The 18,793-nt window shown below is 38.4% G+C and carries 19 protein-coding genes; 9 read left to right on the plus strand and 10 right to left on the minus strand.

The window, feature by feature from the left end; all coding sequences use genetic code 11:
• Positions 1-57 precede the first annotated feature (57 nt).
• The 8 genes from P0077_RS15885 to P0077_RS15920 all read right to left on the minus strand — a co-directional run bounded on the left by P0077_RS15885 (position 58) and on the right by P0077_RS15920 (position 10,836).
• Positions 58-1,458 carry a tetratricopeptide repeat protein gene (locus P0077_RS15885; RefSeq protein ID WP_276166194.1) on the minus strand — a complete coding sequence of 467 codons (1,401 nt, stop codon included), beginning with the start codon at positions 1,456-1,458 and terminating at the stop codon, positions 58-60.
• Positions 1,459-1,555: 97 nt separating this feature from the next.
• Complete coding sequence (locus P0077_RS15890; RefSeq protein WP_276166195.1) at positions 1,556-2,737, minus strand: aspartate aminotransferase family protein; 1,182 nt, start codon at positions 2,735-2,737, stop codon at positions 1,556-1,558.
• On the minus strand, positions 2,734-4,440 hold the full coding sequence (locus tag P0077_RS15895) for an OstA-like protein (protein WP_276169215.1): 1,707 nt from the start codon (positions 4,438-4,440) through the stop codon (positions 2,734-2,736). Before P0077_RS15895 ends, P0077_RS15890 begins: the two co-directional genes overlap by 4 nt.
• Before the next feature lie 197 nt (positions 4,441-4,637).
• Positions 4,638-5,909, minus strand: a complete 1,272-nt coding sequence (locus P0077_RS15900) for an adenylosuccinate synthase (protein WP_276166196.1) — start codon at positions 5,907-5,909, stop codon at positions 4,638-4,640.
• Between the two features lie 12 nt (positions 5,910-5,921).
• A complete protein-coding gene (locus tag P0077_RS15905) occupies positions 5,922-6,377 on the minus strand; it encodes a Fur family transcriptional regulator (protein ID WP_276166197.1) in 456 nt (151 codons plus the stop codon).
• A gap of 55 nt (positions 6,378-6,432) precedes the next feature.
• Positions 6,433-8,637 carry a RelA/SpoT family protein gene (locus P0077_RS15910; RefSeq protein ID WP_276166198.1) on the minus strand — a complete coding sequence of 735 codons (2,205 nt, stop codon included), beginning with the start codon at positions 8,635-8,637 and terminating at the stop codon, positions 6,433-6,435.
• Between the two features lie 103 nt (positions 8,638-8,740).
• The gene (locus tag P0077_RS15915) at positions 8,741-9,967 is read right to left on the minus strand and encodes a M48 family metallopeptidase (protein WP_276166199.1); all 1,227 of its coding nucleotides are present in this window, start codon (positions 9,965-9,967) and stop codon (positions 8,741-8,743) included.
• A gap of 56 nt (positions 9,968-10,023) precedes the next feature.
• Positions 10,024-10,836 (minus strand): TrmH family RNA methyltransferase, encoded by an 813-nt coding sequence (locus P0077_RS15920; RefSeq protein ID WP_276166200.1) that lies wholly within the window; start codon positions 10,834-10,836, stop codon positions 10,024-10,026.
• Between the two features lie 62 nt (positions 10,837-10,898).
• Between P0077_RS15920 and P0077_RS15925 the strand changes: the two genes are divergently transcribed.
• The 9 genes from P0077_RS15925 (at position 10,899) to P0077_RS15965 (ending at position 16,914) form a co-directional block, all read left to right on the plus strand.
• The gene (locus tag P0077_RS15925) at positions 10,899-11,702 is read left to right on the plus strand and encodes a DUF6503 family protein (RefSeq protein ID WP_276166201.1); all 804 of its coding nucleotides are present in this window, start codon (positions 10,899-10,901) and stop codon (positions 11,700-11,702) included.
• 49 nt (positions 11,703-11,751) lie between these two features.
• Positions 11,752-11,994 (plus strand): MoaD/ThiS family protein, encoded by a 243-nt coding sequence (locus P0077_RS15930; RefSeq protein WP_276166202.1) that lies wholly within the window; start codon positions 11,752-11,754, stop codon positions 11,992-11,994.
• 75 nt (positions 11,995-12,069) lie between these two features.
• Positions 12,070-13,053, plus strand: a complete 984-nt coding sequence (gene moaA, locus P0077_RS15935; protein WP_276166203.1) for a GTP 3',8-cyclase MoaA — start codon at positions 12,070-12,072, stop codon at positions 13,051-13,053.
• A 4-nt stretch (positions 13,054-13,057) separates the two neighbouring features.
• Positions 13,058-13,531: a cyclic pyranopterin monophosphate synthase MoaC gene (gene moaC / locus P0077_RS15940; protein ID WP_276166204.1), complete on the plus strand. Its 474-nt coding sequence runs from the start codon at positions 13,058-13,060 to the stop codon at positions 13,529-13,531.
• On the plus strand, positions 13,515-14,111 hold the full coding sequence (locus P0077_RS15945) for an NTP transferase domain-containing protein (RefSeq protein ID WP_276166205.1): 597 nt from the start codon (positions 13,515-13,517) through the stop codon (positions 14,109-14,111). The genes moaC and P0077_RS15945 overlap by 17 nt, the downstream gene beginning before the upstream one ends.
• On the plus strand, positions 14,108-15,181 hold the full coding sequence (moeB, locus tag P0077_RS15950; RefSeq protein WP_276166206.1) for a HesA/MoeB/ThiF family protein: 1,074 nt from the start codon (positions 14,108-14,110) through the stop codon (positions 15,179-15,181). Before P0077_RS15945 ends, moeB begins: the two co-directional genes overlap by 4 nt.
• Positions 15,165-15,941 (plus strand): sulfite exporter TauE/SafE family protein, encoded by a 777-nt coding sequence (locus P0077_RS15955; protein WP_194530190.1) that lies wholly within the window; start codon positions 15,165-15,167, stop codon positions 15,939-15,941. The genes moeB and P0077_RS15955 overlap by 17 nt, the downstream gene beginning before the upstream one ends.
• Before the next feature lie 27 nt (positions 15,942-15,968).
• Positions 15,969-16,601, plus strand: coding sequence for a WbqC family protein (locus P0077_RS15960; RefSeq protein ID WP_276166207.1), 633 nt, complete (start codon positions 15,969-15,971; stop codon positions 16,599-16,601).
• Positions 16,594-16,914 (plus strand): DUF6122 family protein, encoded by a 321-nt coding sequence (locus P0077_RS15965; RefSeq protein ID WP_276166208.1) that lies wholly within the window; start codon positions 16,594-16,596, stop codon positions 16,912-16,914. Before P0077_RS15960 ends, P0077_RS15965 begins: the two co-directional genes overlap by 8 nt.
• On the opposite strand, the gene P0077_RS15970 is transcribed toward P0077_RS15965, so the two are convergent.
• Both P0077_RS15970 and P0077_RS15975 read right to left on the minus strand, forming a co-directional pair.
• Positions 16,894-17,919 carry an endonuclease/exonuclease/phosphatase family protein gene (locus P0077_RS15970; protein ID WP_276166209.1) on the minus strand — a complete coding sequence of 342 codons (1,026 nt, stop codon included), beginning with the start codon at positions 17,917-17,919 and terminating at the stop codon, positions 16,894-16,896. The two genes, P0077_RS15965 and P0077_RS15970, sit on opposite strands and share 21 nt — an antisense overlap.
• A gap of 3 nt (positions 17,920-17,922) precedes the next feature.
• Positions 17,923-18,792: a rhomboid family protein gene (locus P0077_RS15975; protein ID WP_276166210.1), complete on the minus strand. Its 870-nt coding sequence runs from the start codon at positions 18,790-18,792 to the stop codon at positions 17,923-17,925.
• Position 18,793 lies beyond the last annotated feature (1 nt).

Below are 18,793 nucleotides of genomic sequence, written 5' to 3' on the forward strand. Positions count from 1 at the left end.
GAACAAGCCCTTATAATTTTATACTATAAAAATCATAAGGGCTTGTTAATTAGTTGTTTATTTTGAAGACTTTTCGGCTTTTTCTACAGCCTTCAATACCCAGTCAGATTTGGTGTATTGCGGGAATTCTTCAAAGAAAAGTGGTAGTTTTTGTAAATCAAGTTTTAAGGCATCCATTAAACTAATGCGCCCGTTGATAATATCATTGTTGGCTAAATGAAAACCGGCAATTTTGTATTTAAGTTCTGCGTTTTCAGGGTAGAACTCTTGGCCTTGCGCTAAAATTTGTAGAGCACTGGTAGCATCTTCATTGTTGAGAACAACATCTGCCCAATTAAGCCAAGTCTTTAATTCATAATTACCCAAGTCTACGGCTTGTTTAAAAGCAAAGTCGGCTTGATCATATTTTTTCAAGGCTGCATTTATGTATGCGCATTTTTTCCAGTAGAGTGGGTTTTCACCATCTATATTTAGAGCTTTGTTTACGTAGTAAAGTGCCTTAGTGTAATTTTCTCTACGGTAATAAAAATCGGTAATTGCTAACCAGCCTTTATCCAATAAAGGGTCTTCGTGAACCGTATGGTAGTAATAATACTTGGCCATATCGTCATTCTGTAGCTTTTCATGGCATTTACCAATTCGTAAATAAGCGTGAGAAGTAGGGTCTTCCATTTTTATGGTAGCCTCATAATTCTCAATGGCCTCATTGTATTTGCCCATTTTCTCAAGAACTTTACCTTTTTCAAAATAGGCCCCAATGAAGGTGTCGTCCGATATTATGGCAAAGTCATATGCGGCAAGTGCTTCCGTATACATTTTCTTGTACATGTACTGCTTACCCAGCTGGTGCCATGCCACTTCGCAATACGGATTTCGCTCTAGATAATCGTTAAGATATACAATTGCCCCTTCGTGATCTTCTAAGAATTCAAAGCAGTAAATGACATTGTATAATGAGGAATAGTCTTGTTCGTCAAAAGAAACACAACGCATAAAGCTTTCTTTGGCCAATTTAAAATCGTCCATAAAAAGATATTCCATTCCTAATAAAGAATGAATGTCAAAGCTGTTTTCTGCTAAATCCAAAGCTTGGTTTAACAGGGCTACGGCCGCCTCGTGGTTGTCTTTTTTTGAATAAATATTTGCCCGCTGAATAAAGATTTCCTCATTGGTGGCATCTAATATCTGAAGCTCATCTAGATGTTGCTCGGCAATATCCAACTGGTTTTCAAAAACCAGCACTTCAATATTCAACAACTTCAGTTCCGTGGAATCTGGATGTTGCTGTAGACCAATTTTAATTGCTTTTTTCGCTAGCGCTATTTTACCATTGTTCAAATAATGATGTATGATATCTTCAAAATCCTCGGCATCAAAGAAATAGATGTCGTCGGTTTTAAGCATCGATTCAAATTTGGCAATCGGCCTGTTTGGCCTTTCGTTGGATTCTAACGCCATAGGAACGTTTTGGTTAAACTATGTTATTAAAAGTAACCTTTTGAAGTACTCTTTTAAACTTGATTACACCTATATTATTAACAAATTAGTTAACAGGTTATTGCTTGTAACCTTCTAAAACTTCAAGTATTATGCCACAACCGCTTTCAATTTCATCTGTAGAAATGGTCAATGGCGGAGAAATCCGAACCGCAGTGGGCTCAAAAAGTAACCAAAATAGAATTAAACCTTTCTTAGCACAAGTAAGGATTAAATGATTGGCTATCTCGGCATTTTCTAGTATTAAAGCTAGCATAAGACCTTTTCCCCTAATTTCTTTAATTAGTCGGTGTTTGAGGAGATTTCTAACAAGGGTCTCCTTTTCTAGTGTTTCCTTAATGAGTTCTGTTTCGGTAATTTCCTTTAACGTGGCCAGACAGGCCGCCGCTATAACCGGATTTCCGCCAAAAGTGGTAATATGGCCCAGTTTAGGGCTATCCTGTAAGGTGGACATCAATTTGTTAGAAGCCGTAAATGCACCTACGGGTAGGCCGGAAGCCATTCCTTTTCCTGTTACTAAAATGTCAGGAACACAGTCATAATGCTCAAAAGCGAACAATCTTCCGGTTCGACCAAAACCAGGTTGAATCTCATCTAAAATTAACAAAGTGCCTGTTTCGTTACAGCGCTGACGTACTTTTATTAAATACCCGTTTGTAGGTTCAATAAAACCGGCACCGCCTTGTATGGTCTCGATAATTATACCTGCTGTCTTTTTGGTTATTTTATTTAAATCCTCTTCATTGTTGAATTCAATAAAACCTACATCTGGAATAAGTGGTCTAAAGGCACTTTTTCGTTCTTCAAAGCCCATAAGGCTCAAACTACCCATGGTGTTACCATGGTAGGCATGCCTCATTGCCAGCAATTGGCTTCTCCCCGTAGCTCTCCTTGCCAGTTTTATGGCACCTTCAACGGCTTCTGTTCCGCTGTTGACCATATATGTTGTTTCCAAAGAACTAGGTAAAACCGATGCAAGCAGTTTTGTATAGGCTACGGCAGGTTCCTGAACATACTCCCCGTACACCATAACATGCATGTAGGTTTCGGCCTGTTTTTGAACAGCGGCAATCACTTTGGGGTGACAATGCCCCAAACTACATGCGGAGACGCCAGCCACAAAGTCTAAATGTGCGTTACCTTGGGAGTCATATATATAACTGCCTTTGGCATGCGAAACTTCTAAAGCCAGTGGGTGTGGTGAAGTTTGCGCTTGATATTTTAGAAAATCTTGTTTCATTGAACAGGACTTGATGTCACTTTTTTAAGCTTAGGCCTAAGTATGGGCTTGGGGGCTTTGTTGTTGGTAGGGGGGATATTATTGACGGGATCATTTGAGTTTCCGGAGCGTTCTGCTTCCTCGGCATCAATATCAATAGGATTTTCTATACCTCTAATGATGGGTAAGACAATATTGTTATCGTCATCGTCAAAAATATCTTCTTTGGTAGCAATACGTTCATCGCCTCGCCATATAAATCCTTTTAATTTTCGGCTTTCAACAGGGAGTTCTGTTTCAGGAAAAATATCGCCATCGGGCTCAATAAAGAAAGTAAGGTCTTCAACATCGTTATTGGCCATTACTATATTTATCTTACTACAAATGGTCTTATCTATACCTATAAGCTCGTCATCATCATTATACATATAATAAATAACCTCGGTATTCTTAACCAGGTCTATGTATTTAAGCTCGTTATCTACAAATTTACCAAATAGGTCTTTGCCTTTGGCTTGGTTATAACCCGTCATACTTATACTATCTAACGAGATAATAAAAGCGTTTTCCAATACTTTGAGCGAATCTAATTTTTCTGTTTCCAAGTTGGATATCAAATGGATGCTGTCTCCGGTCATTTGATTGTCACCGTTCCATAAAACCGGATTGCGTATTAATTGGGTGATTCCGGTTTTTTCAGAAGAATGAATGGAATCGCATTTTCCGCTCAAATCGGTTTTATAGAATTTTGCATTTCTAAAGGCACGTAGCACCCTGTTTTCAGGTTTTCCGGTAATCATTAAGGTGTCACCGTGCATGTAAAGAGAATCCTGTTCTACCAGGCTAATGGAAACGGCTCGTTTTGTAGCAAATACAGAATCTTTTGCCTTAAATACTTCGGCATAATGCGCACGGATAATTCCGTTATTTACGGTATCTGTAACTGTAATATTATTAGTGGCAGAAGCAAATTCAGAGGCTTTGTTAAAGTACACACTATCACCTTCTATAATACGGTTGTTGTAGTCAATGCGCGTATTTTTTATACCGTATCCGCTTTCAACTTTAGTATCGTAGAAACCACGCTCGCAATAAATTTTGTATGTCTCACCAGTAATTGTAGAAGGGCCATACATGTACGCGTTCTTGGAGGAGGTATAGTAATCTAGTTGTTCGGAATCTAGTATGTACTGCGGATTGTCTATATGAACACTGTCTAGAAACTGATACTTGTCCAATTCCATAAAATATCGACCAATTTCGCTGGTAAGTGTATTGGTAGAGTCTATGATGGTACCTGAACTATTGTAATATGATTCTTGTTTTTCACGATCAAAATAGAGAGTGTCCGTTCTTAGCGTCATTTTACCACTCTGCTGATCGGTTTCTAAAAGTACGTCTTCAAAAGCCTTGGCCAGCCTTGTTTCCCCATCATAATTGATTTTACCACTGGTCATTTCTATAGAATCACCTTGCTGAAGGCGAACGTTTCCTAAAGCTCGTAGCCTATTTTCTTTTTGGTAGTAAATGGCAATATCGCACCAAAGGTCTGCGCCTTGATGTTCAAATTGAACCTGTCTATCGTCCTTACTAAAGATTGAAGCTCCGGGAAATTGTTCTTCATTTTTAGTAAAGTTGGCCCCGTAAACAATATTGATCTGTTTACTCTGTGTAGTATCATTTGGGGAAGTCTTTTCTTCTTGAGCATGGCCAATAAGAGTCATGCCAAGGAAAAACGAAAAAATACGGAGTAGATTCAATGCTATCTGAATTTTGACCAAAAATAGCTTTTTTTTAAAGGAAGCAATGTAGTTTAGGATAGATTTAGGACGATTACAAACCGCACTGAAATCTGTATTGTTCCTCACTATCCTAAACTACATATCGGAATTTACGTTCCGAAGTTCTTTTTAACCTTTGGTTATCTGTATATAGTCTGTGTACGGTCTGGCCCTACAGAAACTATTTTAATAGGCACTTCTAGTTCTTTTTCCAAGAAATCTATATAGTCCTGTAATGCTTGTGGCAACTGATCTGCGCTACTCATTTTAGTAAGGTCCTCTTTCCAGCCTTTCATTTCTGAGTAAATAGGGGTTACGTTTTCAGCTTCGATGTTAAAAGGAAGGTGTTCTATTTTATCGCCTTTATAATTGTAAGCCGTACAGATTTTTAAGGTTTCAAATCCACTTAGAACATCGGCTTTCATCATCATCAATTCGGTTACACCGTTAATGATAACCGCATATTTTAGAGCAACCAAATCTAACCAGCCACATCTTCTAGGACGTCCTGTAGTAGCACCGAACTCATTACCTACGCGAGCCATAGTTTCGCCATCTTCATCAAAAAGTTCTGTTGGAAAAGGACCGCTACCCACTCTTGTAGTATAGGCTTTAAAGATACCTTTTACCTCACCTATTTGATTTGGAGCAACCCCAAGACCGGTACAGGCACCTGCGGCGGTAGTATTACTGGAAGTTACAAAAGGATATGTTCCAAAATCAATATCTAATAATGAGCCCTGTGCGCCTTCGGCCAAAATTTTCTTGCCGCTTTTTTGAGCTTGGTACAAGTATTCCTCACTGTCAATAAACTTCAATTTTTTAAGTTCGGCTATGGACTCAAAGAAATCTTTTTCCAGTTCAGCTAAATCATACTGTATATCTACATTATGGTAGGCAATCATAGCCTCGTGCTTGTTTGCCAAGTTGCGATATTGTTCTTTCCAGTCAGACATCTCAAGATCACCGATACGCATACCGTTACGGCCTGTTTTGTCCATGTATGTTGGTCCTATTCCCTTTAGGGTAGAACCAATTTTAGCTTTCCCCTTAGATGCTTCGGAAGCAGCATCCAATAAACGGTGGGTTGGCAATATGAGGTGCGCTTTTCTTGAAATGAACAATTTTGAATTAATATCTAAATTGAACTTTTTTAATGCGTCTAACTCTTTTTTGAAAATTACAGGGTCTATAACTACCCCGTTACCTACAATATTTAAAGCGTTTTTGTGGAAAATGCCTGAAGGAATTGTGTGTAAAACGTGTTTAATACCATCAAACTCTAATGTGTGCCCTGCGTTTGGACCTCCCTGGAATCTTGCAATAATGTCGTAATCCGTCGTAAGTACGTCAACGATTTTTCCTTTTCCTTCGTCTCCCCACTGTAATCCTAACAATAAATCTACTGCCATCTAAAATTTTGGTTAGCTGTTCGTGTTTTCGTTTTTATTTCGAGTACCATAAAAATAAAGGGAGTGTGTATTGATTTTTATATCAAAAACTTCCTCAATGGTTTTCTTAATTGATTGAATACGAGGATCGCAAAATTCTACAACTTCACCGGTATCCGTTAGGATAACGTGATCATGTTGGCGATCAAAATAAGATTTCTCGTACTGTGCCTGGTTCTTGCCAAACTGATGCTTGCGAACCAATTTGCACTCTAGTAAAAGTTCAATAGTATTGTAGAGCGTAGCACGACTTACCCTGTAATTTTTATTCTTCATGTTTATGTATAGCGACTCTATGTCAAAATGCTCTTCGCTATCATAAATTTCTTGAAGTATGGCATAGCGTTCGGGTGTTTTTCTATGCCCATTTTCTTCTAAAAAAGTGGTGAAAACATTTTTTACTATTTCTTGATTTTTGTTGGCTGCCATAACTAGGGTTATATTCGTCAATCCGCAAAGGTACGGTTATATTTTAATTACAATTCTAAATTCTTGAGACTTTATCTATTCCGTTAATTTTCTTGAGATTTGCCATCAGCTTTTTTAGAATGCCATTATTTTTGACTACTACGGTAATGGTGCCTTTAAAAGTCCCGCCATCAGTACTGAAATTGAGGTTTCTGATGTTAACGTGCATATTATCGGATATAACTTCCGTAATCTCACTTACCAGACCTAAGTTGTCTATTCCGGTTAATCGAATCTCAGATAAGAATTCTTCCTGACTGGAATCGATCCATTTAGCACTAATAATACGGTAGGCATAGTTAGATTGTAATTGTATGGCATTAGGGCAGTTTTTCTTATGAACCTTAATACCTTCATTTACACTAACAAATCCAAATACTTCATCTCCGGGAATAGGGTTGCAACATTGAGAAAGTTTATACTCAAGTTTTTCCTCTTCTTTTCCAAATACAAGTACATCATATTTGGTGGTAATCTCTTCTTTCTGAACCTCAAGAGGGTTGGGGTTTCTTCGCATTTTGTTTTTGAAGAAACTGATGAATGCATTGGAATAAGATGAGGAAAATTCTTTTAGCATCTGGTTGTCAATAGATCCAATGCCTACTCTGTAAAAGAGGTCTAGACTGGTCTTTAGCTTAAAAAAGGTCACCATTTTATTAATGGAATCTTCATTAAGCGCAACTTTCTGAGATTTTAATTTTCTGCGTAAAATTTCTTTGCCTTCTTCCGCAACCGACTTTTTCTCTTCTCTTAGCGAAGATTTTATTTTTGCTCTGGCCCTTGCCGTTGTGGCGTAATCCAACCAATTTTGGTTAGGCCTTGCTTGATCAGAGGTAATTATCTCTACCTGATCACCGCTGTGTAGGGTGGTGTTGAGAGGAACGAGTTTTCCATTTACTTTGGAGCCTCGGGTACGCATACCTACTTCTGTATGAATGTTGAATGCAAAATCTAGAGGGGTGGCACCTTTGGGTAACGATTTTAACTCCCCTTTTGGGGTAAAGACAAAAATTTCTTTAGCATAAAGGTTCAGTTTAAATTCCTCAACAAAATCTACCGCGTTGGTATTGGCGTTTTCAAGTGCTTCTTGCAAACGGTTTAACCATACTTCTATACCTTGTTCTTTTTGGTCCCCATGTTTGTATTTAAAGTGGGCCGCATATCCTTTTTCCGCAATTTCGTGCATACGTTCACTGCGTATCTGAACCTCTACCCATCTGCCTTTTGGTCCCATGACAGTAATGTGCAAAGCTTCGTAACCCGTAGATTTTGGTGATGATATCCAATCTCTGAGCCGTACAGGGTTAGGGGTGAAATTATCCGTTACAATGGAGTAAATTTTCCATGCTAGGAATTTTTCGTTCTGCCGGTCGGATTTATAAATAATACGAATGGCAAATTTGTCATAGATCTCATCAAAAGTCACGTTTTGAGCCTTCATCTTTTTCCGGATGGAGAAAATTGACTTCATCCTGCCTTTGATGTAATAGTTTAAACCCTCTTCTTTTAGTGATTTGTCTATTACCCCCGAAAAGGCGTCAATATAGGCTTGCTGCTCCTCTTTGGACTCCTCAATCTTATCCTTAATACCATTGTATACATGAGGTTCCGTATATTTTAAACTAAGGTCTTCTAATTCGGTCTTTATATTGTAAAGTCCAATACGGTGGGCTAATGGAGCATAGATATATAGAGTTTCAGAAGCCATTTGTACCTGCTTGTGCTCTGGCATGGCATCCATAGTAAGCATGTTGTGAAAACGGTCTGCGATCTTAATTATAATAACCCTAACATCATCATGTAAGGTGAGTAGCATTTTACGGAAGTTTTCCGCTTGCTGTGAGGTGCTCATGTCCTTTTTAAGGTGCGCTATCTTCGTGAGACCATCAACAATACGGGCCACGGTTTCCCCAAACATACGCTCAATATCATCCAAGGTGTACTCCGTATCTTCTACGACATCGTGAAGAAGGGCAGAGGCAATGGATGTAGCATCAAGGCCAATTTCCGAAGCTACAATTTTAGCTACCGCTATGGGGTGAAAAATGTAGGCTTCACCAGATTTTCTACGTTGGTTTTTATGGGCGTCTACCGCAATCTCAAATGCAGAGCGTATCAGCGTTTTGTCATCATCGGATAGATGTTGATAGCTAATGCGTAGCAATTCTTTATATTGCTTGGCAATCTCTTTGTTTTCTTTCTCTATAGCTTCCTGCGTCATATTCAAATAAAAATAGCACAATCTTAGCAGTCGTACAACAAAAATTATTCCTCTTTTAAGCCTCTGACTAAAGTGGTACTAATTTTAAATGTCGATGTCAGTTTTAACGCTTTAGATTCTGAATTCGGTCAAGAAGTGTAGGGTGGGAATAGTGCATAAATACAAATGCAGGATGAGGCGTCAGATTGCTCAAGCTATTTTTTGATAGTTTTTTGAGCGAGGTGATTAACGGTAGCGCCGCATAGGTGTCTTTGGCATAATCATCTGCCTGATATTCAAATTTTCTTGAAAAATGGTTCATAATCAAACCGGTGATTTCTGAAATAGGACTATATAGAATTGCAAAACCGATTAGTGCCGCATGAAAACTGGGTTGGGACACTCCTATGGCTGCGGATACAGCTGGATTGTTAACAAACAGGGACAGCACGAATAGGGTAACGCCTGTTAACATTACCGAAGCAATTAAGTTGAAAATGATATGTTTTTTCTTGTAATGCCCCACTTCATGGGCTAAAACAGCAACAATCTCCTCCTCCTCTAAATCGTTGATTAGGGTGTCGTATAGCGTAACTCTTTTTTCTTTGCCAAATCCTGAGAAATAGGCATTGGCTTTTGTGGATCGTTTGGAGCCGTCAATAACAAATATGTTGTTAAGCTCAAAGCCAACATTTTTAGCAAAAGTCTCTATTTTGGTTTTTAAACTTCCCTCTTCTAATGGGGTTTGCTTATTGAATAATGGAACAATAATTTTACTGTAGAATAGGTTCATGAAGATGGTGAATACGGCTACTAGCCCCCAAGCGTAAATCCAAAAATATGAGCCTGTCAACTGAAAGAACCAAATAATCAAAGACAATATAGCTCCGCCAACAACGGCCATCATGAGCCACCCTTTTATTTTGTCCAAAAAGAAGGTGCTTTTGGTAGTTTTGTTAAAACCAAATTTTTCCTCTATTACAAAAGTAGAGTAGTAAGAGAGGGGAAGGGTTACAATATCGCTTCCTATCATAATGATACCAAAGAACATAAGGGCCATGGGAATAGGTTCTGTTGTTACACTACGTACCATTTGGTCTACCCACTCAAAGCCTCCAAAAATCAGGAAACCTAAAGTCAATATAAATGAAAAGCTAGATGTTATAAGTCCAAAATTGTAATTGGTCTTTTTGTACTTCTGAGATTTCTTGTATTCAGCTTGGTCAAAAACATCGTTTAGTTCTTCTGGAACAGGGTCATTGTAGCGTTGGGCGTTCAGGCGATCAAGAACGGTCTCTAGAATAAACTGTAGCACGAGAATAGTAATGATGATATAGAACAATGTGCTCATTTACTTTTTGTTTTTAGGTGAATTGGGGTTGGTCTGGATAAAAAATACAGCAGGGGCTATTTAAAATCCCGCTGCCTTTTTGCTTCAAAGATAAGAATAGCGGCCGAGACCGATACGTTCATGGAATCTATCTCTCCTTGCATGGGAATGATTACGTTTTGTTTTGAGCTATTGAGCCACTCTTTAGTGAGTCCGTCTGCCTCGGTTCCAACAACGATTGCCGATGCGGATTTAAAATTGGTTTCAACATAATTTTCGGATGCTGATAATGCTGCGCAATAAATGTTTGTATTTTTGTTTTTGAGGAACTCAATAACTTCGGAAGTGCTTCCTGTGGCTATTTTATTCGTAAAAACGCAACCTACACTAGAACGTATAATATTAGGATTGTAAAGGTCTGTTCTTGGATTGGCAATGATTACGGCGTCAAGATTTGCGGCATCTGCAGTACGTAATAAAGCGCCTATGTTTCCCGGTTTTTCTGGAGCTTCGGCAACAAGAATCAATGGGTTTTTATTGGGTAGTTGTAAGTCGGTCAATAAGGAAGATTGACTTTTGGCAATTGCTAAAATACCTTCCGTAGTTTGTCTATAGGCAAGCTTTTGGTAAACTTCTTTTGTTATTTCAATAAAATCTACTGCGGATGAACCGTTCGCAAAAAGTGTGGAGGTTTCCGCTTCGCTCATTAATTCCGGATGAAATAGTACCGTTTCAATTTCATAACCTCCTTTGAGTGCTAGTTGTATTTCTCGGTGGCCTTCAATAATAAATAAACCCGATTTTTTTCGCTCTCTAGACTTTTCCTTTAAAAGCAGTATTTTCTTTACCAGGGAATTTTGAACGCTAGAGATTTGCTTAGTTTTGTGCATACTACAAATGTAAATAAAAGTGGAATTGTGCGACCTATTTCCCTAAAACTAAAAATAAAGACATGAAGATCATTGTTAGTACACTTGTCATTCTAACTTTACTAAGCTGTAAAGAGGCGACTAAGAAAGATAATGTTGAACCGGTTGAAGCGGAAACTGAAATTACGAGAGCACAGGATAATAATTATCCGGAGGCATTGATTGAAGTTTTTGATGCTCACGGAGGCCTTAAAAACTTTAAGAGCAAACGTACTTTAACTTTTGAAATCGTTAAGCCTAGCGGAAACGAAACGCATACGGTAGACTTGTATAGCAGAAAGGATAAAATTGAGATTCCTCCGGTTACATTAGGTTTTAACGGTAAAGATGCTTGGTTGTTGGATGAGCAAAAAGCCTATAAAGGGAATGCGGCGCTGTATCATAATCTTATGTTTTATTTTTATGCCATGCCTTTTGTTTTGGCAGATCCCGGTATAAAATATGAAGTTGCAAAAGACCTGGAGTATGAGGGTAAAAACTACCCGGGCATTCATATATCCTATAATGATGGGGTAGGGGCTTCCTCTAAAGATGATTATTATTTGTACTATGATTCAGAATCGCACGAAATGGCTTGGTTGGCATATACCTTTACCTTTGGAACAGATGAAAAATCAGACAAATTGAGCTTTATTCGTTATAATGATTGGGAAGATGTTGATGGGGTTAAATTACCTAAATCCATCACTTGGCATGTAAATGATGGAAAAACAATAAAAGAGCCTAAAAAAACCGTTGTTTTTGAAAATAGTTCACTTCATGAAGGCTCACAACCTGATGCGTTTTATGCCGTCCCGGGAAATGCAAAAGTCATCTTAAAACCTTAAGATTTCCTATTTTTTATAGTACCTTGTATCTTCAAAATTTTATTTGAATATGGAGGTCTTGTTATTTGGTATTGCCAAAGATATAGTAGGTAGGTCATCCTTTCGTTTTGAGGAGAATGATGAAATGCCTAAATCTGTTTTGGAGTTGAAACAGAAATTAAAAAACAGCTTTCCGGATTTCGGGAAGCTTTCTTCTTTAGCGATAGCGGTAAATAGTGAGTATGCAGAAGATGCCATGAATTTAAATAGAGGAGACGAAGTTGCTGTAATCCCTCCCGTTAGTGGCGGGTAGTTTATACTTTTAATATTAAAAGTAATAGATGTAACGCATTGCAGTTACCGAAAATGAAATGAGAAGGAACAATATATGCTGATAGATAATCACAATAGAACTATTAATTATGTTCGCTTAGCGGTTACCGATCGTTGCAACCTACGTTGTAATTATTGTATGCCTGCAGAGGGAATAAACTTTGCTAAAAACGATAAGCTTTTTACAATAGATGAGCTCTCTAGTTTAAGCGAAATTTTAGTAGCGCAGGGTGTGGACAAAATACGTATTACGGGAGGGGAACCTTTTGTGCGTAAAGATTTGATGGTGCTTATGCGCAACCTGTCTCAAATGGAAGGATTGAACGATATCTCCGTAACTACAAATGCTACGCTGATCGGGCCATATATTGATGAACTCAAAGAGTTGGGTATTAAGAACATCAATGTGAGTATGGATGCCATTAATAAGGAAACTTTTGAGAAAATCACTCGCCGTAACCAGTATGATACAGTACATAACAATATCATTAGGTTAATTACCGAAGGTTTTAATGTGCGCATCAATTTTATCGCATTGGAAGGTCAGAATACGGAAGATATTCTACCTATGCTGGAACTTACCAAACACTATGAGGTATCTGTCCGCTTTTTGGAAGAAATGCCATTTAATGGAGGCAGTAAGAAGTTTGAAAGCATTGCGTGGGACTATAAGCGTATATTAAGTTATGTAAAAGAGGCGCATCCTGATTATTATGAGTTGCCGTCCCCTAAAACGTCTACCTCCATTAATTATAAAATACCTGGTTATAAAGGTTCTTTTGGTGTAATTCCTTCATTTAGTAGAACGTTTTGTGGTTCCTGTAATCGTTTACGGGTTTCTGCTACGGGAGATGTTATTACTTGTCTCTATGCCCAACCTAGTATGAATATTCGTGATATTTTCAGAAGTGAAGGTTCGGAAGAAAAAATTAAGGAGAGTATTTTAAAAGCGATAGGAAGCCGTTCTAAAACAGGTTTTGAGGCACAGGAGAAATACAAAGGCGTTTTCGCCAATTCAATGACTTCAATAGGAGGATAGGTTTATGAAAAAAAAACTCTCACATATTGATGCCTCGGGTAACGCGGCAATGGTAGACGTATCCGAGAAAAAAGTAACGGCTAGAATGGCCATGGCTTCGGGTAGGGTAGAATTCCCTAAAGAGGTTTTTGATACTCTGGCAGGACAGGATTTTTTAGGAAAGAAGGGAAGCATAATCCAGACAGCGGTTATTGCGGGTATTCAGGCGGTCAAAAAAACATCTGAGTTAATTCCGCTTTGTCATCAAATTAACTTGTCAAAGGTTCAGATAGATATTGTGCCAAACGGGCAATCTTTGGAAATTGACTGTACGGTAAAATGTACGGAAAAAACAGGGGTTGAAATGGAGGCTTTGACCGGGGTTTCTGTAAGTGCGTTAACTATTTATGATATGTGCAAGGCACTTTCTCATGATATTAAGATCACTGATGTTCAATTGAAACAAAAAACAGGGGGAAAGAATGATTATAGGTCCTAAAATATACGGTTTGGTGCTTGCTGGTGGAAAAAGTACCCGAATGGGAAAAGACAAAGGGTTGATACCTTATCACGGAATGCCACAGCGCGACTATCTATATAATTTGTTGGGTAGGGTTTGTGAGAAAACCTTTATGAGTATCAGACCGGAACAACAGAGTGAGTTAAAGGATGATATTGAGGTTGTTATAGATGAAAATACTTATAAAGGGCCATATAATGGACTGTTATCCGCACACCATCAGCATCCTGATGCTGCATGGCTGGTCTTGGCTTGTGACCTTCCTTTAATTGACCTTCTGGCCTTGCAAGAGTTGATTGCGGCTCGCGACCCCAATAAAATAGCTACTTCTTTTGCTCAAAAAGAAGACCCGTTACCGGAGCCACTTTGTGCTATTTGGGAACCCAAGGCCTTTGAAGAAAGTATCGCTTATTTAGCAAGTGGTAATGGAACTTGCCCAAGAAAATATTTAATTAATAGTGATGTAAAATTGGTTTTTCCTGATAACCCTAATGTACTTCTAAATGCCAATTCTGAGGAAGAGTATAAGGAAGCCATCGTGAAATTAGCAGTGGAATGAACACTGAGCGCTACGACCGACAGACGATTCTCAAAGAATTTGGCATGGATGCCCAATTGAAGCTGCAAGCGGCCAAGGTTTTGGTTGTTGGGGCTGGCGGACTTGGAGTTCCTGTGTTGACCTATTTGAACGCCATGGGTGTGGGAACTTTGGGTATTGTAGATAATGATGTGGTTTCGTTATCCAACTTGCACCGCCAGGTTTTGTATTCCGAAAAGGATGTCAATAGCTCTAAAGTTACGGTCGCAGTTCAAAAATTAAAGGAGCAGAACTCGGAGACGGAAATCATTGCCCTCGAAACGTTTTTAACACGTGAAAATGCACTCGAAATTATTACCCATTACGACCTGGTGGTTGATGCATCCGATAATTTCCCTACAAGATATTTAGTGAACGACTCCTGTGTGATTTTAAATAAGCCCTTTGTTTATGGGGCATTGCATAGTTTTGAGGGGCAAGTTAGCGTTTTTAATTTTGAAGGAGGACCTACCTATCGTTGTCTTTTTCCTGAAATGCCAAAAGCGGATGAGGTGCCTAATTGCAACGAAAATGGCGTTTTGGGTATTGTACCCGGAATCATTGGTAACTTTCAAGCTTTAGAGGTGGTGAAAATGATTACGGGAATAGGGGAGACCTTATCAGGTAAATTGCTACTTTGTGATGGGTTATCAAATAATTTTCAGAAAATCCGCTTTGCGGTGAATCCAGATAACTTGAATATAAAAACACTTCAAGATAGTTACGATTTTGATTGCGAAGTACCAGTAAGTTCTATTTCTTCGGAAACTTTTCATAAGATTATTGAAAAAGACGAGGTGCAACTTATTGACGTCCGTACGCCAACGGAGTTTGAGAGAAACCACTTGTCGTTTGCAAAGAATATTCCATTATCCGAACTGAATGAAAGACACAATGAAATTTCATTTAAAGTACCGGTTTATGTGGTTTGCCAGTCAGGAGTGAGGAGTCGTAAGGGCGTTGAATTTTTGGAAGGTGTTTATGCTAATGCCAATTTGATCAATGTTGAAGGAGGAATGAACGAAATTTCTAAATATGTTGTTAAGTACTGAAAACCTAGTGCTCCTGTGCGTGGGTTTTTTTATTGTAGCTACTTTGTATTCTTCGGTTGGATTTGGTGGTGGATCTAGTTATTTAGCTTTATTAACACTTTTCTTAGGAGGTTTTTTTGCCATTAGATCTATTGCCTTAATTTGTAATTTGGTGGTGGTATCGGGTAGTACGTATCTATATTTTAAAAATGGTCACGCTAAACTAAAAGATTTTTTGCCTTTTGTGCTAACCAGTATTCCGTTGGCATTCATTGGTGCTTCTTTTCGGTTAGAAGAGCATGTTTTCTTTCTTTTATTGGGCTTTTCACTGGTTACTTCTGCCATTTTTTTGGCATCACAGACTTTTTCTAAGAGGGAAACTTCTGAAAAGACAGCCAATTACCCTAAGTTTTTGACCTATGTTTTAGGAGGTGGAATAGGACTTTTGTCGGGACTTGTCGGTATTGGAGGAGGTATTTTTTTGGCACCTATTTTAAATCACCTTAAATGGGATAAATCGATTAAAATTGCCGCATTAGCCAGTTTTTTTATATTGGTGAATTCTATTTCGGGCCTAGCGGGACTGGTTCAAGGAGGTATGTTAGAGTTACCTTGGAAAGAAACATTGGCGCTTGTGGTCTCCGTTTTGGTAGGAGGGCAATTGGGAATACGGATCAGTTTAAAAAGATTGACGCCTAAAGGAATTAAAAGGGTCACGGCCCTATTGGTTTTTGTGGTCGGGGTTCGTATTTTGCTGAAATATATTCCCCAGGTATTCTAAAATAACAGATTTAAAAACACAATAGCATTGACGATTCTTTTAAGCCCAGCGTATATTCCGGATGTTGCCACATTTTCTACCATAGCTCAACATGATGTTTGCTGGGAGGTTCAAGATAATTTTCAGAAACAGACCTACCGTAACCGCGCCTATATCTGTAATGATTTGGGTAAACAAATGTTGAGTATCCCTATTCAACATATTGGCAAGGGGCAAGGCAAACAAAAATATAGGGATGTTAAATTGGAGAATGCCTATCATTGGCAACGTCAACATTGGCGGTCTATGCAAACAGCGTATAGAACGTCTCCTTTTTTTGAGTTTTATGAGGATGAAATTGCACCACTTTATGAAAAGGAGTATAAATTTCTGATGGATTTTAACCTGCTGACCATAGAAACTATTTGTGATTGTCTTCAGATGGATATGCCAAAGGATAGAACAACGGTTTACGAAACAAAACCTGAACATCTTTTTGATGGTCGCTTTCTAGTTGATGCAAAAAACAAATTGAACTTTAATCAGGAAGAATATACTCAGGTTTTTTCTGACAGGAATGATTTTGTCCCCAATGCTAGTATTCTAGATGTACTTTTTAACGAGGGAACCAATGCGCTGAGCTATTTGAAAAATCAAAAATTAAGCTTTTTGGATGCTTAGGTTCTTGGTTCACTACGGCATCCACTTTATAGTGCCAATAGTTATTGGTTGGTATTTCTATAAAGAGTATCGAGCAAAAGCAATAGTGATACTTTTGGCTGGTATTGTAATTGATGTAGACCATCTGTTGGCCACTCCTATTTTTGCTCCAGACCGCTGTAGTGTCGGTTTTCACCCCTTACATAGCTATTGGGCCATTGCCATTTATGTTGGATTGTTGTTTTTTAAGAAAACGAGAATTTACGGGTTGGCCTTAATAATTCATATTGTGGCGGATATCACCGATTGCTGGCTAATGTTTCAGTCGAAATGAGGCCATGACCGGAAAATGGTCCGATAATTTTTGGTCATAATTCTTGTGGGCCATTACTTCAAAATTATCATCGGCCATAATGAAATCAATACGGATAGGAATTTTTAAGAAGTTGTAAGTACGTCCGTAGCCAGAACCTTTTTCAATAAAAGTATCTTGCATATCGCCCTTAATGGTATGATATACAGATGAAAATTGAGTGTTGTTAAAATCGCCGCAAACTAAAGTTTTGTATGGGCTTTTTACCTTATGCTCGGCTATAATCTGGGCTTGCTGCTGTTGTTTTTTAAATTTACTGGTCATACGCCTCAAAAGCCTCTCTGAGGACTGTGAGCGCAAAACTCCGGTTCCGGGAGTAATGCCAAGGGATTGCATGTGTAAGTTGTAGAGGCGTAGTGTATCGCCTTTATAAAGAATATCCGCATAAGACCCGTTATTGATGCTGTTGGGAAAATTTATGATTTCTGCCTTAACAATCGGATATTTTGAAAAGATACCCATGTGTACCTTTTCGCCTGAATATATACGCTCTAGATGATGATACGGATAATCTAAATAATTTTCCTCCATATCATAACCCACCTCTTGAAAGGAAATAATATCAGGACTTTCCTGCCGTACCAAGTTCTTTATTTCTTGGGGAATGCTATCGTTATCTAAAAAATTGTACTTATTGAAACCTCGTACATTAAACGTCATTACTTTTAGTTCATCCTCTTTAAAATCAATAGATTTAGGAGAGAGTTTAACAAAAGTACCCAGTACAAAATAGCCAAAGACAAGAACAAACAAAGAGGTGAAGGCTTGCTTTTTGAGACCTAGCAACCAATATAGAAAAAAAATAGTGTTGGCAACGACCAGAGCGGGAACACCTAAACTTAAAATAGACAAAAACGGAAAAATTTCTAAGGAAAGGTAGGGCACTGCGCAGGCAACCAAAAGTATAGCTGCAACAATGATATTTATAAAAAAGAGAATTTTATTAAAAATCGAAAGCCCTCTCATATATTAGTCTTCCTTGCCAGCCTTGAATAGAAAATCCTTTTCAGCTTTAGAAAGACTTTCATATCCAGATTTGCTGATTTTATCTAAAATAGCATCAATTTTTTTCTGGTGAGTTTCTTTGTCGTGATTGGCCGCCCGTTTAGATGCGGTAGCCTGTTTGTTTTTGTAAACCGTTTTCATGGGCGCTTTCTTTTCGCTCTTTTTGAAAAGGTTGGCTATGGCATCGATAAAGTTTGAAAATCCTTCTCCTATATCCCTTCCATTGAATAATTGTCTTGCATACATATAGCCTAAAAGTGCACCTCCTAAATGGGCTATCCGCCCACCAACATTACCGCCCATAGGAATTTGAACTAAATCCATTAGTACCACAAAAAGACCTATTTGCCAAAGTTTTACGTTAAAAATAAAAAGACGTACTTCTTGATTGGGAATATAGGTGCACACAAAAATAAGTACGGCCATAACTCCTGCCGACGCTCCTATGAGTGAGGCATTAACACCAATAAGCGAGGGGAAAATATTGTAGCTTAAAAGGAATAAAAGGCCGCCTAGAATGACTCCTAAAAAGTAAATGTTCAAGAAGCGCCTACCGTCAAAAAGGTTGAGTAAAATACGTCCCGCTACGTAGAGTACGTACATGTTCCAGAGAATATGAAAAATACCTCCGTGCAAGAACGAATAGGTCACAATAGACCAAGGTTGCATTAGAAAATCGAAAAAATCCTTGGGCAGGGCGAACCAATTTTCAACGCTTGGGCTTATAAGCGCTGTAATAAGACCCATAACGATAAAAACAAGAACGTTAATGGCTATGAGCTTTTCAGAAACGCTCAACCGTGCATATTGATATCTTAAGTCTCCATTTGTCATA

It is taken from the genome of Zobellia alginiliquefaciens (assembly GCF_029323795.1).
In the GTDB taxonomy this organism is placed as follows: domain Bacteria; phylum Bacteroidota; class Bacteroidia; order Flavobacteriales; family Flavobacteriaceae; genus Zobellia; species Zobellia alginiliquefaciens.

Coding starts and splice junctions, on each gene's coding strand:
- P0077_RS15885 (WP_276166194.1), bottom strand. CDS start 1,458: ATGGCGTTAGAATCCAACGAAAGGCCAAACAGGCCGATTGCCAAATTT.
- P0077_RS15890 (WP_276166195.1), bottom strand. CDS start 2,737: ATGAAACAAGATTTTCTAAAATATCAAGCGCAAACTTCACCACACCCA.
- P0077_RS15895 (WP_276169215.1), bottom strand. CDS start 4,440: ATGACTCTTATTGGCCATGCTCAAGAAGAAAAGACTTCCCCAAATGAT.
- P0077_RS15900 (WP_276166196.1), bottom strand. CDS start 5,909: ATGGCAGTAGATTTATTGTTAGGATTACAGTGGGGAGACGAAGGAAAA.
- P0077_RS15905 (WP_276166197.1), bottom strand. CDS start 6,377: ATGGCAGCCAACAAAAATCAAGAAATAGTAAAAAATGTTTTCACCACT.
- P0077_RS15910 (WP_276166198.1), bottom strand. CDS start 8,637: ATGACGCAGGAAGCTATAGAGAAAGAAAACAAAGAGATTGCCAAGCAA.
- P0077_RS15915 (WP_276166199.1), bottom strand. CDS start 9,967: ATGAGCACATTGTTCTATATCATCATTACTATTCTCGTGCTACAGTTT.
- P0077_RS15920 (WP_276166200.1), bottom strand. CDS start 10,836: ATGCACAAAACTAAGCAAATCTCTAGCGTTCAAAATTCCCTGGTAAAG.
- P0077_RS15925 (WP_276166201.1), top strand. CDS start 10,899: ATGAAGATCATTGTTAGTACACTTGTCATTCTAACTTTACTAAGCTGT.
- P0077_RS15930 (WP_276166202.1), top strand. CDS start 11,752: ATGGAGGTCTTGTTATTTGGTATTGCCAAAGATATAGTAGGTAGGTCA.
- moaA (WP_276166203.1), top strand. CDS start 12,070: ATGCTGATAGATAATCACAATAGAACTATTAATTATGTTCGCTTAGCG.
- moaC (WP_276166204.1), top strand. CDS start 13,058: ATGAAAAAAAAACTCTCACATATTGATGCCTCGGGTAACGCGGCAATG.
- P0077_RS15945 (WP_276166205.1), top strand. CDS start 13,515: ATGATTATAGGTCCTAAAATATACGGTTTGGTGCTTGCTGGTGGAAAA.
- moeB (WP_276166206.1), top strand. CDS start 14,108: ATGAACACTGAGCGCTACGACCGACAGACGATTCTCAAAGAATTTGGC.
- P0077_RS15955 (WP_194530190.1), top strand. CDS start 15,165: ATGTTGTTAAGTACTGAAAACCTAGTGCTCCTGTGCGTGGGTTTTTTT.
- P0077_RS15965 (WP_276166208.1), top strand. CDS start 16,594: ATGCTTAGGTTCTTGGTTCACTACGGCATCCACTTTATAGTGCCAATA.
- P0077_RS15970 (WP_276166209.1), bottom strand. CDS start 17,919: ATGAGAGGGCTTTCGATTTTTAATAAAATTCTCTTTTTTATAAATATC.
- P0077_RS15975 (WP_276166210.1), bottom strand. CDS start 18,792: ATGACAAATGGAGACTTAAGATATCAATATGCACGGTTGAGCGTTTCT.